We start from the raw sequence: 16,067 nt of genomic DNA, 5'->3' as shown, positions 1-16,067 counted from the left end.
TGATTACACTTTAATCTGGAAACATCCCTAGTTTTTCCTTCAAACGTAAGACACGACGGACGGAAGCATCCAAATCAGCCTCCGCATAGTCGCCGGCTTCTACCGCCGCAATCACGACTGGAATTTGTCTTTGATAGCTAGAAGATAGAATCAAATCGTTGCCTGCTTGCAAGGCGGCAAGTGCGGCTTGTTCTTGTGGAATAAAATCAGCTAAGCCCAGCATGTCCATGTCGTCGGTCATGATGACTCCCTCAAAACCAAGCGATTGGCGTAAGACCGCAATCACTTGTGGCGAAATCGAAGCTGGACGTCGATCATCGATACTCGTCACAATGTTATGCGAGACCAAAATGCTATCCACACCAGCCTTAATGCCGGCTTCAAAAGGCAGAAAGTCGTTGGTTTGCAACTCCTCCAAAGCACGCGTGTCATGTACGATTTCCACATGTGAATCGCGATTGTTGCCATAGCCTGGGAAGTGTTTTAAAGTCGAAGCCACGCCGCTGCCTTTGAGTGCTTCGACCACGGTTTCCACAAAAACGCTCGTTCCTTGCGCGTCGAGGCCAATCGTTCGATCATAGATGAAGGCATTTGGATCGGTAGCGACATCTGCAACCGGAAACAACCCGAGTTGCAAGCCATACGCTTGTAAAACGGCTGCCTTGGCTCTTGTGTCGGCAGCAATCGCCTCCCAACCGCCTTGTTGATAGACGACTTGCGGCGCTTGAAAGGGCTGATCGACCAAAGTCGCATTCCAGCTCAAACGCGTCACCGTGCCGCCTTCTTCATCCGCTCCTAGAAACAAGGGAATTTTTTGCTCGGCTTGCAGTTGCTTGACGCGCTGACGGACACTTTCCGCACTTTCCGCTTCAAAATCTTGCCCAAAAAATAAATAGCCTCCGAGCGCATATTGGGCTAAATCATCCAGCGCGGATGCTCCGGGATAACGGGCGAGAAATAATTGGCCGACTTTTTCTTCCAGCGTCATCGCCTCCAACCGCTCAGACAGACGATCCCGCGACTCGCTACTACTCGGTAAGGTACTGGATTCACTTGAAGACGAGGAATTACTCCTTGTCGTAGTCGAGGTATTTGACTGAGTGTCACTCGTGCTTGTGGTCGACCTTTCCGGTTCACTTGAAGTGGACGGTTGCACTTGAAGCCACCAAAGACCACCGCCAATCGCAAAAAAGACGATGACCAGAGAAAATAACCAAGCCCATTTCTTTTTATTCATAAAAAAATCTCCCTTCCAAACTCAATTTCAGAGTACATGGAAAGGAGAAAACTTGCAACGATTTGACTATTTTAAAAAGAATAACGACTTCTTTTCATTAATTGTTTCATCGGAATCGCCCGACCGACGACATAGGTTAAGATCGTTTGAATCGGTAACATTAAGATTCCTTTCACTAAGCGTGGTCCCCAAATGACCCAACTGGTGAGTGGCTGATTGTACATGATGGCTAACCAAAGCGGGGTTAAGACAAACCCGATGAGCAAGGTGTTCACCAAGGTACATAAGAAGGCATTTTTGATGGTCACTTCTTTTTTATAGAAGAAATAACCATAAATAGCGCCACCTAAGAAGGCATTTAAAGTAAAGCCTGGAAAAAATGCCGCTTTGGCAAAAAGCATCATGCCAATAAGATCGGCGACTACTGCCCCGACACCCGTCCATAGTGGGCCAAACAGCATGGCCATGATGATTTTTGGCACAAAATCAAACGAGATTTTGATAAATTGCCATTCGAACCCTAAGATTCGAGAGAGGATGACCATGATTGCGATCAATAACCCCATCATGCTTATCTTGTAAGCATCCAATTTTTTGTGCATGTTGAAGCATCTCCTTTTTCGAGTTGCAACATTCGATGTTCCAGCGAATGCGAAAACAAAACCGCAGGCTAAGGCCTTTCGTCCAAAAACGACATTCCATTTTTTGACACTTAACGCTTTGCTTTCTACTCTGTTTTTTTTCGGCATGCAAGCCGTGGATAGAATGTACCACAGAAGCAGCTTGCCGACAAGTAAATACCTCTTAGGTAGGCATGATTTTCTTCCTCTTCCAGTATCTTTTACACGCTGCCATTTTTTATCAGGTCATAAACAGCTTGTCGTACCTGCTCAACGTCATGTTCCGACAAGGGCGTTGCAATTGGCAACCCCTTTGCTTGTGATTCCGTCGACAATTGCAAGACGGCCTGCTGGGCATCTGAGGTAAAGCAAAAATTCACCTCGTTTTTCAATCGCCATTGCAATTCTTTGGCCAATTTCTTTTGCGTTTGATTTGTTAAAGAAGAGTGCCAATAACAAGGAATCGTTGGCAACAGTGTCTCATCCCTAGCCACTTGGTAGCTCCAGTTTCTTAGAAATTCCCGATCGATTTGTTGGGACTTTTCTGGCTGCTCGCTTTGAAATTGCTGCCAAGTCTGATCAAATTTCATTTGAAAATAAGGAAACGAGTCAGGTCCTCTCTCCGGTAAGTGACGAAAAATGACGTCAATGTCCTTTTGATTTCTTGTCAGTTGATTTAAAACCGACAAGCGATACATTTGTCGATAAAAGTCCTTTTTTTCTTGCTTTGACACGCGTTGAATTTGCCTTTCAAATAAGCCCAGCCAACTCTTGACTGCTTGCGAGAACGGATTTTGATAGAGACTTTCAAACGTTAAGCGTGGTTCAAAGGGGATTAAGTCTAAGGCATCCATCACAAGCAACAAATAATTCCAGGTTGATTCTGAAAGCGTTCGGTTTAAGAGGATGCTTTCGGGATATTTTTCTGAAAAAGGATTTTGTGTCATTTTTTCCCCTTGCCTGTTTGCTTGTTGATGAATCGCCAACCAAAGGGCTAAGACGTCTACTTTCAATTGTGAGGGCTGCTCATAAAACACTTCACAAACCTGATTCGCTACGGCAAATGCTTCTTCTTTTTCCATCCAAGGAATCGCTGAGAGTTCGCGGTGAACCCCATAAAAAAAGAGAAAAAAAAGCAAACGAATTTGGCTTTCATCCCCTGTGATTCGAACTCTTTTTCCAACTTTAATAAAAACATCATAGATTTGTATTTCTTGATTAATTGTTTTAATTAAGCGTCGAATGGTTGAAAAACTCACTTGCATTTTTTCACAAAAATCGTCCGTTAAAAAGGCTCGATGTAAAAACAAGTCACGATAGATTGCATAGGTCAGACTTCGACAATCGATTGCTTCGTATAATCGGTTCAAATTCACTTTTTCACGATAGAGTCGAATACCAATCCTTGGCTGAATGCTTAAAGTTAATTGTTCCGGGGCGTAAAGTGTCTGAATCATTTCATCGAGTTCTTTTAGATGTTTCAAAATTGTTTGTCCAGTAAGGGGTGCAAACTGGGCAGTTAATTCTTCTGTTGTTCGTTCTTGCCTTTGTTGATCCAAAAACAAGACGAGTTCTTTTTTTAATAATCCTTCTTTCGGCAATCCTAACAAGACGACACTCCTTTCCACTCACCTTTTCCTAGGTGAATCCAGCAAAAGTTTCCTTCACTCTTTTTTATGGCTCTTATTTTTGTTTCTGTTTTAGAAACTATCTTCTCCCCCCTCTTCTTCTTCTTCCCCAGAAAAATAAATATCGTTTTTTATTTTGGTTATTTAAAAATCGTCAATTGATATCCTTGTGTACCAATTGATTTTCTACCTTTAAAAACAAGTTTTATATTCACTGTTCTCTTTTTAAGAAACAGTTTGTTGATTTTGTTTCTTTTTTAGAAACATTAAACTTTATTATAAGTTTCTATTTTGTTAACGTCAATAGCCGTCGTATCCATTACATTAACAATTCGTTTCTTTTTTAGAATCGATGGTAAAATTAACTCTAGATTGGATAAAAGGATTGATACAATTGGAAAGAAGTATTATTCACCATCGAATTATTAATTTAAGAGAAAAAAAAGACTGGTCCCAAACAAAATTAGCCAAAAAAATGGGTATTAGTAAGTCTACGATGAGTAAAATTGAGAGCGGTACTCGCAAGATTACCGCTGATGAACTCATCACACTTACCAATATTTTTGGTGTCACTTCCGATTACTTGCTTGGTTTAAATGATTATCCTTTAGAGACGATGAAAAATATTCCATACGACTTAGAAGCGCTCCTCAACTCAAAAGTACAACTTAAATACGCCGAACAATACCACCTTTCAGAAGCAGAAAAAAAATTTTTTAATGACATTCTCTCAGGACACTTTTCTTTAATGGAACAGCTCAAACAAGAATTTGGTCAATCAGGATAATGAAAGGGCTTGTGTCACTCACCTAAAGGCACCATAAAAAAGAGGAAATCAATTGATTTCCTCTTTTTTATGGTTGTTCGTCAAATCGTGTTGATGGACCAAATGAGTAAAAATAATCGTCGGAAGCGGTAGAGGAATGATTTCTCTATCGTTTTTTGTTTAAAAAAATGAAAAAGGTGCTGAAGGAAAATCTTATAGAGATTTTTCCATCAACACCAAATATGATACAACCTTTTTTGTTGCCTATGCTTCTATGAAAGGGCTTCTTCCTTCGCCTTACGAATGACTGGAATTTCAAAGCCACGACTTAAGGAACGGACAACGAAGAAAGCGATGTTGTAGTCGATCATGCTGTGGACGAGTCCGCCGAGGCCAACTAAAACAAAAAGGAAGTAAAAGATGCTGCCTTCCACTTGCATTTGTCCACCGAATAAAAAGGCTGCGACAACGACTAATTCAAATACCGAATGAATCAACCCAATGAAAAAGTTATAGATTTGAAACTTCTTCCCACTTAAGGTAATTTCTGGATGTTTTTGTAAGTAGAGTGAACCAATCACTGCAAAGACGAGATGCGAAAGGGCTCTGAGTCCAATGACAATTGGCAGGCCGTTGACAAAAAAGCCGAAGGTGGTTCCTAAAGCAACGGCAATCGCGACACTCGGTGAAAAGAACATGGCAATAAATAAGGGCACGTGGCTCGCTAAGGTGAAAGAAGCCGGACCGATGACGATTTTTGGCATTACCATTGGGATCATCACGCCCATCGCGATTAATAAGGCAGAGATGGTTAATTGACGTACAGAATTTTTTCTCATTTTTTTCTCCTCCAATAGATGTGTCATGACACATCTGAACTTCCTTTAGTTTAGCTCTTTCTCCACTACCTGTCAAGACACCTATTGGAATTTTCTTTTGTTTTTTCATTGAGTATTTTCATCACTTTTCATACAGAATCCCCCTTCTCAACTCCCTCCTCAGAAAGGCAATCCTGCGCTGTTTGATTCGCACTCCTTTCGACATAGCAAAACACTCCGAACCTGCCGCCTATTTCACGGCTATTCGGAGTGTGGTATTTGATGGCGCTAGTTGTTGGTTGCTTCCTAGACAGGAGTTTCTAGCGATTGGCTTCCAAGGCGTTGCTCAAGGCAGCAAATTCCGCCAAGGAGAGTGTTTCTCCACGGCGTTTTGGATCAATGCCAGCACTTGCCAGACTTGTTTCTAACCAAGCTTTGATTTCAGGCGTTTTTCCGTAGTAGTTTTGTAAGTTGTTCCAAAGAGTCTTACGGCGCAATTGGAAAGCCGCTTTCGTTAATTTGAAAAATTCTTTTTCGTTTGTAACCGCAACGGCAGGTGTCGCCCGACGAGTTAATTTTAAAATGGCGGAATCGACATTGGGTTGAGGAACGAAAACGGTTTTCGGTACGATAAAGGCAAGTTGCGCTTCCATGTAGTATTGAACGGCAATGGAAAGCGAGCCGTACGCTTTCGTCCCTGGCTTGGCACTAATGCGATCGGCGACTTCTTTTTGCATCATCACGACCATTTCCGCAATTTCGACGCCAGACTCTAAGAAATACATCATGATGGGGGTCGTAATATAATAGGGCAAATTCGCGACGACTTTAATTGGATAGTCAGCAGTAAATTCTTCTTGGACGAGCGTCGCAATGTCTGCGTCTAGCACATCTTGATGGCGGACTTTGATATTTGGATAAGGCGCTAAGGTATCGGCCAGTACCGGAATCAGACGGTCGTCGATTTCAAAAGCGAGCACTTGATGGGCTGCTCGGCCGAGGTGTTCCGTCAACGCACCAATTCCTGGACCAACTTCAATGACGTTGGTTTCTTTGGTCACTTCAGCGGTGGCTACAATTTTTCTTAAGATGTTCGGTTCGGTTAAAAAGTTCTGTCCAAGACTCTTTTTAAACACGAAGCCATGTTTTTTTAATATTTCCTTCGTTCTGGAAGGATTGGCAATTTCTCGTTGTTCGTTCACTATTTTTCCTCTACTTTCTCTAAGGCGGCGATGAGCTCCGCGTGACTAATGCGAAACATGCTGAGGCGCTTTTGGAGTTGTTTGCCATTGGTGTAGCCAATGCGCAATTCATCCCCAATTTTTTCCCGTCGTTGTTTCGAACCACTGCCGGCCAGCAACCCGAGTGCGATTAATTCTTGTTGACTGATGACGGGGTGGGCCATTTCTTGGCTAACTGGGACAACGACACGGTTGAGCGCTTCTAAAATGGCTTCGTCACTTGCATGTTCAACGCCTAAACTGCGATGTTTCTTTTTGCCTTGTGCCTGGGCACGGGGCAAAAAGGCATGTTTGACATCTGGGACAGCTTCCATAATGATTTTCCGGATTTTCTCACCGGAAAAATCCGGATCGGTAAAGACAATCACCCCACGAATTTCTTGGGCGTGGGCAATTTGAGCTAAAATTTCTTCATTAATTGCTGAGCCAATCGTTTCAATCGTGTCAGCCACAATGACTTCATGCAAGCGTTTGGTGTCGTCTTTGCCTTCGACGACAATAATTTCTTCAAAAATTGGTTTCTCCATTAAACAATTCCAAACAATTCATGGGCATTTTTGGTCGTTTGCTGGGCGACTTCTTCAAAGCTTTGCCCGCGTAATTCTGCTATTTTTTCTACCACAAAACGAGTATACCCCGGCTCGTTGCGTTTGCCACGATAAGGTACTGGTGCCAAATAGGGGGCATCCGTTTCGACCAATAACCGATCAAAGGGAACCATTTTGGCTGCTGCTTGGACGTCTAAGGCTTTTTTAAAGGTGACGACGCCACTGAAAGACAAATGCATCCCTAAATCTAAAAAGCGCTTGGCCCATTCTTCATCGCCACTAAAGCTATGCATGATGCCACCAATCGCATGGATTTTATTTTCTTTCAACAGTTGATACGTATCAGCCATGGCGTCACGTGTATGGATGCTAATTGGCAAGTTCATTTCTTTGGCAATGGCAATTTGTCGACTAAAAACACGGGCTTGGACGTCTTTGGGGTCTTCCATCCAATAATAATCCAAACCGATTTCGCCAAGCGCAACAACTTTCGGTTGGGTCAGTTGTTCTTGCAAAGTCTTTTCAATGGCTGGTGTGTAACTGCCCGCTTCGGTTGGATGCCACCCGATAATGCTATAAATAAAATCATAGGCTTGACTTAAGGCCAGACTTTTTTCAATCGTTGGGGTATCAAAGCCCACGACCGCCATTTCGGTTACGGCCATTTCTTTGGCCCGTTGAATGATTTCAGGAATTTCATCCTGAAACTGTTGGGCGTTTAGATGGGTATGTGAATCAAAAATCATACGAAACTTCCTCCTCGTTCTCTTGTATACAATAGCATATTTCCCAACTTTCTGAAATGAAAAGGCCGTATCTTTTCATTATTTTTCTGTGTTAAATTTTATCCTGTGTTCGATTGCTTTTTTTGCAACAATCTACTATTCTTAAGGGAGTAATAAAATTTGATTTTATAAAGGAGCCTCCTGCATGCCTGACATCCTTTCTTTCGTTATTTTAACGATCTGTCTGCTCTTTTTCTTATGGTTCTTTTTAAAACCAAAGAGCGCGCGCGAAGTTCATTATTTCATTCACAAGAATAAACAACAAGTGTTAGATATTTCAAAAGCGCATGATCTTTACACCAATCCCGATCATGTCGTCATTGCCCACCTCAGTGATTCTCATCTCGGAAAAAAGCGACGTGTCAAAAAAATCAATCCACTCATCCGTTCGACTTTACTAAGACGTCCTGATGTGATTGTTCATACGGGCGACTTAATTGCCAACTATGACCAATGGCCACACCGACAAACGGGCTTACTGGTCGATAAGCTGCAACGCTTCACTGCTCCCTTAGGAAAATTGGCCGTTTTAGGAAACCAAGATTATTCCGCATCCGGTCAATACTTTGTGAAGGAAGTCTTAAAAGAAGGCGATTTCACACCTTTAATCAATGAGGAAGCTTTCGCCGTCCGAGAAGATGTTTCGCTTCGCTTTATCGGTTTCGATGACACTCTCGTAGGAAACCCGCAGTACACTTATGAAAAGAAGATTGCGACTTGGCATGTCTTGCTCGTACATGAAGCGCATCATATTGAAGAAGTGCCGAACCTGAAAGACTACGACCTCGTCTTAACGGGGCATGAAACGCCAGCCAACAAACGAAAGGAACATGCTTCGACGTCGAAATTCACTCATGGTTTGTACCAACTAGGAAAAAACACCTTGCTCTCGATTCACCCTGGCTTTTCAAAGCGCCGTTTTTTGAGCAAGAAACCGGTCATTCTTTATTACCATCTTGCCAACAGCGACCCGAAAAAAGACACGCCTTAAAGGATGCGCTTCATGCGTTCCTTTCAAACGTGTCTTTTTTTTATTGCGATAAACCTTGGGTGATTTGCTCGATATTCCATTCCATCATCCGATAGTAGCTGTCGCCTTCTTCTCCGGGGGCTGCGACGGAATCGGTAAAAATCCGACTGTAAATCGGCAAACCTGTATCTTTTGAAATACTTTCCATAGGCTTTGGATTGACGCTACTTTCTAAAAACAAAACAGGCACTTGCGAGTTTTTCAACTGGTCAACTAGTTGCGTCATCTGTTCCGGTGTCCCCTCTTCTTCGGTGTTAATTTCCCAAATGTAACTCGCGGGTACGTCATAGGCTTTTGAAAAATATTTAAAACTCCCTTCGCTCGTTACGATTCGTTTCTTCTCCACTGGAATTTCCGCAAATTGCGCGATGCTTTTTTGATGCAGTGCCGCTAATTTTTTCAAATAAGCTGCCGCATTTTCCTCATAAAATGCTTGATTTTCCGGGTCTTTTTCACTGAGTGTTCGGGTAATATTTTCAACATAACGCATGCCGTTAGCAATATCTAACCAAGCGTGCGGGTCTTGTTCGTCTGTCTTGCCGCTGCCTTCCAAATACAGGGGTTCTACGCCTTGGCTCACGGCAAAATAATCTTGATTTTCAACTTTATTGGCATTGGCCATCAATTTGAGAAACCAAGAATTCCCGCCGGTTTCTAGATTCAAGCCGTTATAAAAAATCACGTCGGCGTTTGTCGCTTGGCGAATATCTTCTGGTAAGACTTCATGATCATGCGGATCTTTGCCAACTGGTACAATACTATGCAGGTCGATTTTCTCTTGGCCGATTTCCTTTGTCAAGTCGGCTAAAATCGAATTGGTGACCACGACTTTCACATGGTCATTGGCTGCGTTGATTGGATTTATGCCTTGATAAAGCGCGATGCCCCCAATCACGAGAAGCGTGACGATTCCGCCTTTTAGATAGCTTTTTTTCCCATGTTTTTGACGTTGTTGTGGGGAAAAGAAGAACCCTAAAACAAAGAAAAAAGCGGCCGTTAACACAATACTTGATCCTGCTGCAATGTTAAAGCTGTAGCCAATAAATAAACCGATGACCGAAGACAGTCCGCCTAATGAGGCAGAAAATAGGAGCATTTGGCTTAATTTCTTCGTGTACAAGAAGGCGGTCGCTGCCGGTGTGACTAACAAGGCCACAACAAGCACGGTTCCAACACTTTGCATGGCAGTCACTGAGACTAAGGTTAAAAGCAACATTAATAGATAATGATAGGCTTGGACGTTCATGCCAAAGGCTTTTGCCATCATTGGGTCAAACGAAGTGATCAGCAAAGGACGGAAGAACAGCACAATCACTCCTAATACGAGGGCAGAAATCCCAATCGTTAGCCACTTATCGCTGTCTTGAACCGCAAGGACATTCCCAAAGAGAATATGGAAGAGATCGGTTGAACTATTGGCGACACCGATTAAAATCACGCCTAATGCTAGAAATGAACTAAAGGTAATCCCAATCGCCGTGTCACTTTTGACCACGCTATGGTTGGAAATATAGGTAATTAAAATGGACGCAAAAATCCCAAAAAGAATGGCTCCTATAAAGAAATTTATTCCTAAGATATAAGAAAGGGCCACGCCGGGAAGAACGGCATGCGAGATGGCGTCCCCCATTAAAGACATTCCACGTAAAATAATAAAGCAACCAATTGCTCCTGCGACAATGCCAATTGCCACCGAAGTAATTAAGGCATTTTGTAAAAAGTGATAGTCACTTAAGCCTTGAATAAAATTTTGTAACATTGCCTTAAGCACCTCCTAACACAAGGACTTGCTGACCGAAAGCGCGCCTTAATTTTTCAGGTTGAAAGACCTCATCCGTGGGTCCAAAAGCAATCAGTTCCCGATTTAATAAGAGGATTTGCTCGAAATATTCTTCCACTTTCGACAAATCATGATGCACGATAAAAATATACTTTCCTGCTTGAGCCATCTCTTGCAACAAATGCATAATGATTTCCTCACTGACCACGTCAATGCCCACAAAGGGTTCATCGAGAAAAATTAAATCTGCGTCTTGGACCAGTGTTCGTGCAATCAGCACGCGTTGAAACTGCCCGCCGGATAACTCCCCAATTTGTCGCTCACGATAATCCAACATCGAGACGGCTGTTAAGGCTTCTTCGACTTTTTGCCAATCTTTTTTCGTTAATCGCTGATAAAATTTTTTCCTTGGATAAAGACCTAAAGACACACATTCTGCCACTGTAATTGGAAACGTGTAGTCGACGGCACTTTTTTGTTCGACATAAGCAATTTCTTTTTGAAATGCAGGGAGTGCCTGTCCTTGAAAAGTCAAGGCTCCTTCGTGCGGAATTAAATTGAGCATGCCTTTTATTAAAGTTGATTTTCCAGCACCATTCGGACCAATAATACCGATGATTCCTGGTTTTGTGACTTGAAAAGAAACGTCAGAGACCGCTCTTTCATTGCCATTGTAACTGACAGATAAATGATTGACTTTAAACAAATTCGCCCCTCCTAACTTAAAGTTTTAGGCACACCTAAAACTTTACCCTTATCATAAGCCTAGTTTGAAAAAAATGCAAATCTTTTTCTTTTTTTTTTGCACAAAAAAACCTGCGATGCACGGCGCAGGTTTCTTTGTTTTTCTTATTTTTCGCTTTACTTCGTAGGGAAATTCGCCCGAGCAAGCTGCCTTACTCTGGCGTGTATCCTTCTAGAAGACGATTTTGTCCGGTAATCTTTTGGATTTCGGTGATGTCTTGGGAGACTTCCAAACAACCGAGATAGTTGCCATCCACATCTTTCAAGGCAAAATAGCGAATGTAAATTTTTCTTTCCTTCATATCAATCCAAAATTCCGCGTGTTCTCGAAGGCCGACCTTAAAATCATTTAAGATTTCTTCCACCAGATGCATGCTTTTTGGTGGGTGACAGTTGACGACTTCACGCCCAATGACTGATCTCGTCCGGGGGAAGATCCGAATCGGTCCTTCTGAATAAAAACGAACTCGGTCTTCTTCGTCCACATAGGTTAAGTCAACAGGTAAGGTTTGAAAAATCGCTAGTAATTGCGCGCCATTTAAGACACCTGTTGGAAAGACCATTTGATCGGCTTGGGCATGATTTTCCCACTCGTAATGCGCCTCATCCGCCGGGGTCGCTTGCGCCAAACCTTTGGCGATGTCTTCGGTGGTTTCTTTGGCCTTTTGGATTGCAAGTTGGCGTAAGGGTTCTCGTTCTTCTTCTTTCAATAAGGCTTCTTGACTGGCTTTCCAAGGTAAGGGGTCTTGGATGTAGGCAAAGCCAATTTCAAAACTATCGGCAGCAATTTGTTCCCAGTCTTTTAAGCTAAAGACATCCAGCGTCATTGGTACCATGATTTCTTCTTCCTTAAAGATCATTTCTTCGATTTCTTCTTTGAGCGCTTGCCACTTCTCAAAGAGTGGATTAAAGGCGACCTTTTCGCTTTGTGCATAAGTCAGCGTTTCTTGAAGCATCGCACGAACTTCATCATCTATCCCCCACATGACTTGCGGTGGAGCGGTAATGCCATATTTTTCCATGTAACTAAAGATGAGTGTCTCTTTGCGCGCGTAATGTTTTTCAATTTGTTGCAAATCCGTTAAAGCCGCAATTAAACGTGCTTGATAGGACCAATCGCCTTTTTGTATTTTTTCTAATAGACTATCAATCTCATCGGTTAACAACGATTGGATAATTTGATTTTCCAATTTCAAAGTGTGAATGGGGTGTCCCGGGTGTCCGTGTTCTTCGTTTGAGTGATGAATTTCGTTGATCGATCCTTTAAATACAGCAGCGTGAATGTTACAGAGGCGCTGGATTTCCGCCGGGTCTAAGCCTTTTTGAATTAAGGCGCGTTCTGCCGAAGTGATTTCGGTGACATCTACCCCATCGAATTCTTCATTAAAAAGCCGTTTCGCTTCTTCAAAAGAACCGCCTTCGTGAAGTAATGATAGGATTTTAACAATTCGATTTTGACGATCTTCTTTGGTTCTTGCTTTCATTTTTTATGCTCCCTTCATAATAACAAAACCTTTTTCTTCAAAGGCTGTGAGAACTTTCTCTAAAGGAATTTTTTTCATTTTGGCTCCTTTAGGAATGGTGACGTAGCGCCCAGCTGTCTGCAGCATGCCTGGTTTGGTAATATCTTTAAAACCTAAATCCAACATGATGTCTTTCACGACTGGATATTGGTTGACGAGTTCATATAATGATTTTGACAAATCAAGTTCCATTTGTTTCCCTCCTGATTAAGAATGATTCTCAATTACTCTTTTAGTATAGCATGTTTTCGGGAAGAATGGTTCTTTTATTCACAAACTTTCGAAGCATTGCTTGAGACTTTTTCGTGCGCGATTGAGGAATATTCCTCCCCCTCTCCTTGCAACGGCAAAAAAACATAGCATTCATTTTTTCAACGAATGCCATGCCACGGTTAACGATTAGTCGTTCTTTTTTTGTTCATTTTTAAATAAATCTTTGGTTAATTGGGTCCGATCGACATAACTTTCAAAGAAAACTCTCTGATTGCTTTGTTTTTCAATTTTTGTCACGTCTTGAGCCACTTCTAAGCACCCTTGATAGCTTCCTTTTTGATCACGAATCGGGAAATAACGAATATGAATTTGACGGTCTTTCATGTCCATCCAAAATTCGGCTGGTTCTTTCCGTCCATTTTTAAAATCATTTAAGATCGCATCGACAATTGTCATATTCTTCGGTGGATAAACGGTCGTGACTTCACGTCCAATGGTTGCTTTTGTTCGTGGAAAAATAGGTAAGGTTCTTTCCGAATAAAAGTGGACCCGATTTTCCGTGTCAAAAAAAGTTAAATCAACTGGCAAGGCTTGAAAAATACCAATCAATTGATCGACGGTCAACATCCCCGTTGGAAAGACAATCTCATTCGGTTGACTGATTTCTTCCCATTGTGACGTGTCCTTTTGAACAGGTGCCTCTCCATCAAGTCCGTGTAAAATCTCTTCCTTGTTTCCTTTTGCCTTCTCTAGGACGATTGGATGGAAGGGTTCAAAGGTTTCTTCTTCCAGTAACGACTGGGTGCTTGCTTGCCAAAAGATCGGATCAGGGATATAAGCAAAGCCCCAGTCATAGCTTTCTTTTGCAATTTCTTCCCAATCTTTCAAATGGAAAAGTTCTAAAGCTAATGGAAAGATGATTGATTCTTCTTTATAAATCATTTCTTCAATTTCTTCTTTTAGTTGGGACCATTGTTCAAAGAGGATATAAAAATCTTTTTCTCTTTTTTCTGCATAAGTAATCATCTCGTAAATCAGTTTACGTATTCGATCATCAACACGGCGCATAACTTGTGCGGGTTCGAACATTTCATACGTTTCCAAGAAAGGGAAAAGCAGTTTTTCTTTCCGCGTGTAGTGGATACCGATTTGATTTAAATCTTGCAAGGTCATAATTAATCGTTCGTTATAAGACCAGTCGCCCCTCGCAATTTGATCGAACAAGCCTTCAATTTCATCATTCAATAAGGATTGAATCACTTGATTTTCCAGTTTAAATGTATGAATCGGATGGCCTGGTTGATCTTGTTCTATTTTGATATGGGAAGGGTTATGGATTGCTTCATGAATCTCGCATAACCGTCGAAAATCAGTTAAGGCGACCTTTTTACGTGTCAGGACTTGCTCTACTGCTGCTACTTCTGCCGGATTCAGGGTTTCAAATTCATCGAGGAAGGCTTGCATAGCCTCACCAAAAGAACCCCCTTCACTAAGTGTCATCGCGATTTGAATCATTCGATTTTGTCGAACTTCTCTGCTTCTACCTGTCAATTTACTCGACTCCTATAGTTTACTTTTTTCATCTAAGAAGGTATTCACTCATTATCTAGAGACTCTCGCTTCCGATTTTTATGGCAAGTCGTTCATCTCTTTTTGTAGCCATTCTCTTTTTTACCTTATGTATTATACCACATTTTTCACAAAAGGTGGTTGTGCACCTCGAAATTCAGACATTTTTTATATCAAAAAGCGCTCTTTCGTGAAAAGAGGATCGATGAGGAAAACTTAGCCCCCTTCAGTCATTCAGCGGACCGACAGGCCTTTGACCGAACAAAAAAACACTCGTTGGAAGGTCTTGCTTCCAACGAGTGCGGTCATCATTACGCTTTTTGCTCTTTTTCATTTTCTTTTTTTGCTTCTTCTTTTGCAGCTGCTTCTTCTCGTGCCTCACGGAAGATTGCTACCTTTTCTTGCTTATAGTCATCTTGTCGCTCTGCGTAAACTTCTTCTTTGGTTTTGTTTTTCATCTTGTTTCGCCTCTTCCTTGATTATTTTTGTAACCGCTTTATAATTCTATCATAATGAATCTGGCTTCCTTTGTAAACTATTTTGACTAGAAAAAAAGCGGTCGTCTGCTTCCAGTTTCTAGCAGACGACCGCTGGCTCATTTTATTTTTTCTTTTCCTTTTGACAAGCTGCTTGAATCGCTTGGTAGATTTCTGCTACTTCATCAAGGTCTTTGGCATTGGCACCGCTGGCTAAGGGATGGCCGCCGCCATGGTGGGCTTTGGCAATCGTATTGATGATTGGACCTTTGGAGCGCAGACGAACTCGGTAATAGCCTTCTGGTTGTTCGACAAAAATCGCCCAAGCCAAGAGGTCTTCAATCGTGCCAGGTAAAGAAACGATGGCCGACGTTTCGGCATCACTAATTCCAAAAGATTGCAACAGTGCTTGACTTAGAATCATTTTACCAGCGCCATTTTCATCAACAACAATGTTTTCATAGACGTAGCCCGACAAACGTGCGACCTTCATCGAGATTTGTTCTAATTGACGATTTAAAAGGCTGGCATCAAAATCATACTCCCGTAAGTCAGCCGCTATTTGTAAGGTATGCGCCGTCGTCCCAGGATAAAGAAAACGGCCCGTATCGCCAACAATCCCTGCGTATAGCAAACGAGCGGCTTCTTCCGTCATTTGTAATTCATCCGAAAAGATTTGCCAAAAATCAGCGATCATCTCACTGCAGCTGCTGGCCTTTGTATTGACCCAAACGAGGTCGCCATAAGGTTCATCATTTGGGTGATGATCAATTTTAATCAATTTTTCGCCGAGAAGGTAGCGCTCATCGCTAATACGAGGAGCGTTCGCGGTATCTGTCACGATGACGAGCGCCCCTTCATAGACTTCATCAGAAATCGTATCCATGGTCGCCAAGTATTCGAGTCCTTCAACTGGCCCACCCACTTGGTAGATTTTCTTTTCTGGGAAGCGATGACGCAAGATTTCAGCCAATCCAACTTGTGATCCAATGGCATCAGGATCGGGGCGCTGGTGGCGATGAATGATAATGGTCTGATAACTTTTGATGGCTTGTAAAATTTGACTTTGAATCGACATATTCTCCCTAC

General features: G+C 42.2%; 16 protein-coding genes and 1 riboswitch. Of the genes, 2 read left to right on the top strand and 14 right to left on the bottom strand.

Features of this window, described 5'->3' with window-relative positions:
• Positions 1-10 precede the first annotated feature (10 nt).
• From ACYSNO_RS09720 to ACYSNO_RS09710, 3 genes are all read right to left on the bottom strand, one after another.
• Positions 11-1,237, bottom strand: a complete 1,227-nt coding sequence (locus tag ACYSNO_RS09720; RefSeq protein WP_461730888.1) for a glycoside hydrolase family 3 protein — start codon at positions 1,235-1,237, stop codon at positions 11-13.
• A 71-nt stretch (positions 1,238-1,308) separates the two neighbouring features.
• On the bottom strand, positions 1,309-1,839 hold the full coding sequence (locus tag ACYSNO_RS09715) for a folate family ECF transporter S component (protein ID WP_461730887.1): 531 nt from the start codon (positions 1,837-1,839) through the stop codon (positions 1,309-1,311).
• A gap of 39 nt (positions 1,840-1,878) precedes the next feature.
• A riboswitch (THF riboswitch) is annotated at positions 1,879-1,974 on the bottom strand.
• Between the two features lie 104 nt (positions 1,975-2,078).
• Positions 2,079-3,485: a helix-turn-helix domain-containing protein gene (locus tag ACYSNO_RS09710; RefSeq protein WP_461730886.1), complete on the bottom strand. Its 1,407-nt coding sequence runs from the start codon at positions 3,483-3,485 to the stop codon at positions 2,079-2,081.
• Positions 3,486-3,879: 394 nt separating this feature from the next.
• On the opposite strand from ACYSNO_RS09710, the gene ACYSNO_RS09705 reads away from it, so the two are divergent.
• On the top strand, positions 3,880-4,272 hold the full coding sequence (locus ACYSNO_RS09705; RefSeq protein WP_461730885.1) for a helix-turn-helix domain-containing protein: 393 nt from the start codon (positions 3,880-3,882) through the stop codon (positions 4,270-4,272).
• Positions 4,273-4,523: 251 nt separating this feature from the next.
• Here ACYSNO_RS09705 and ACYSNO_RS09700 read toward each other — a convergent pair whose 3' ends face one another.
• From ACYSNO_RS09700 to ACYSNO_RS09685, 4 genes are all read right to left on the bottom strand, one after another.
• Complete coding sequence (locus ACYSNO_RS09700; protein WP_461730884.1) at positions 4,524-5,090, bottom strand: hypothetical protein; 567 nt, start codon at positions 5,088-5,090, stop codon at positions 4,524-4,526.
• Positions 5,091-5,389: 299 nt separating this feature from the next.
• Positions 5,390-6,271 (bottom strand): 16S rRNA (adenine(1518)-N(6)/adenine(1519)-N(6))-dimethyltransferase RsmA, encoded by an 882-nt coding sequence (gene rsmA, locus ACYSNO_RS09695; RefSeq protein WP_461730883.1) that lies wholly within the window; start codon positions 6,269-6,271, stop codon positions 5,390-5,392.
• Positions 6,271-6,837: a ribonuclease M5 gene (gene rnmV / locus ACYSNO_RS09690; RefSeq protein WP_461730882.1), complete on the bottom strand. Its 567-nt coding sequence runs from the start codon at positions 6,835-6,837 to the stop codon at positions 6,271-6,273. The genes rsmA and rnmV overlap by 1 nt, the downstream gene beginning before the upstream one ends.
• Positions 6,837-7,604, bottom strand: coding sequence for a TatD family hydrolase (locus ACYSNO_RS09685; protein WP_461730881.1), 768 nt, complete (start codon positions 7,602-7,604; stop codon positions 6,837-6,839). Before ACYSNO_RS09685 ends, rnmV begins: the two co-directional genes overlap by 1 nt.
• Before the next feature lie 184 nt (positions 7,605-7,788).
• Between ACYSNO_RS09685 and ACYSNO_RS09680 the strand changes: the two genes are divergently transcribed.
• Positions 7,789-8,634, top strand: coding sequence for a metallophosphoesterase (locus ACYSNO_RS09680; protein ID WP_461730880.1), 846 nt, complete (start codon positions 7,789-7,791; stop codon positions 8,632-8,634).
• A 40-nt stretch (positions 8,635-8,674) separates the two neighbouring features.
• Here ACYSNO_RS09680 and ACYSNO_RS09675 read toward each other — a convergent pair whose 3' ends face one another.
• From ACYSNO_RS09675 to ACYSNO_RS09645, 7 genes are all read right to left on the bottom strand, one after another.
• Positions 8,675-10,432 carry a metal ABC transporter permease subunit gene (locus tag ACYSNO_RS09675; RefSeq protein WP_461730879.1) on the bottom strand — a complete coding sequence of 586 codons (1,758 nt, stop codon included), beginning with the start codon at positions 10,430-10,432 and terminating at the stop codon, positions 8,675-8,677.
• A 4-nt stretch (positions 10,433-10,436) separates the two neighbouring features.
• On the bottom strand, positions 10,437-11,159 hold the full coding sequence (locus ACYSNO_RS09670; RefSeq protein ID WP_461730878.1) for a metal ABC transporter ATP-binding protein: 723 nt from the start codon (positions 11,157-11,159) through the stop codon (positions 10,437-10,439).
• 190 nt (positions 11,160-11,349) lie between these two features.
• A complete protein-coding gene (locus ACYSNO_RS09665; protein ID WP_461730877.1) occupies positions 11,350-12,681 on the bottom strand; it encodes a DUF438 domain-containing protein in 1,332 nt (443 codons plus the stop codon).
• A 3-nt stretch (positions 12,682-12,684) separates the two neighbouring features.
• Positions 12,685-12,912: a DUF1858 domain-containing protein gene (locus ACYSNO_RS09660; RefSeq protein WP_461730876.1), complete on the bottom strand. Its 228-nt coding sequence runs from the start codon at positions 12,910-12,912 to the stop codon at positions 12,685-12,687.
• 207 nt (positions 12,913-13,119) lie between these two features.
• Positions 13,120-14,484: a DUF438 domain-containing protein gene (locus ACYSNO_RS09655; protein WP_461730875.1), complete on the bottom strand. Its 1,365-nt coding sequence runs from the start codon at positions 14,482-14,484 to the stop codon at positions 13,120-13,122.
• Between the two features lie 329 nt (positions 14,485-14,813).
• Complete coding sequence (locus tag ACYSNO_RS09650) at positions 14,814-14,960, bottom strand: hypothetical protein (RefSeq protein ID WP_461730874.1); 147 nt, start codon at positions 14,958-14,960, stop codon at positions 14,814-14,816.
• A 142-nt stretch (positions 14,961-15,102) separates the two neighbouring features.
• Positions 15,103-16,056 (bottom strand): DHH family phosphoesterase, encoded by a 954-nt coding sequence (locus ACYSNO_RS09645; RefSeq protein WP_461730873.1) that lies wholly within the window; start codon positions 16,054-16,056, stop codon positions 15,103-15,105.
• Between the last annotated feature and the right edge of the window lie 11 nt (positions 16,057-16,067).

It is taken from the genome of Enterococcus sp. LJL98 (assembly GCF_054871745.1).
The sequence above is the reverse complement of the archived record's forward strand: the minus strand, read 5'-3'. Positions and strand labels throughout refer to the sequence as shown.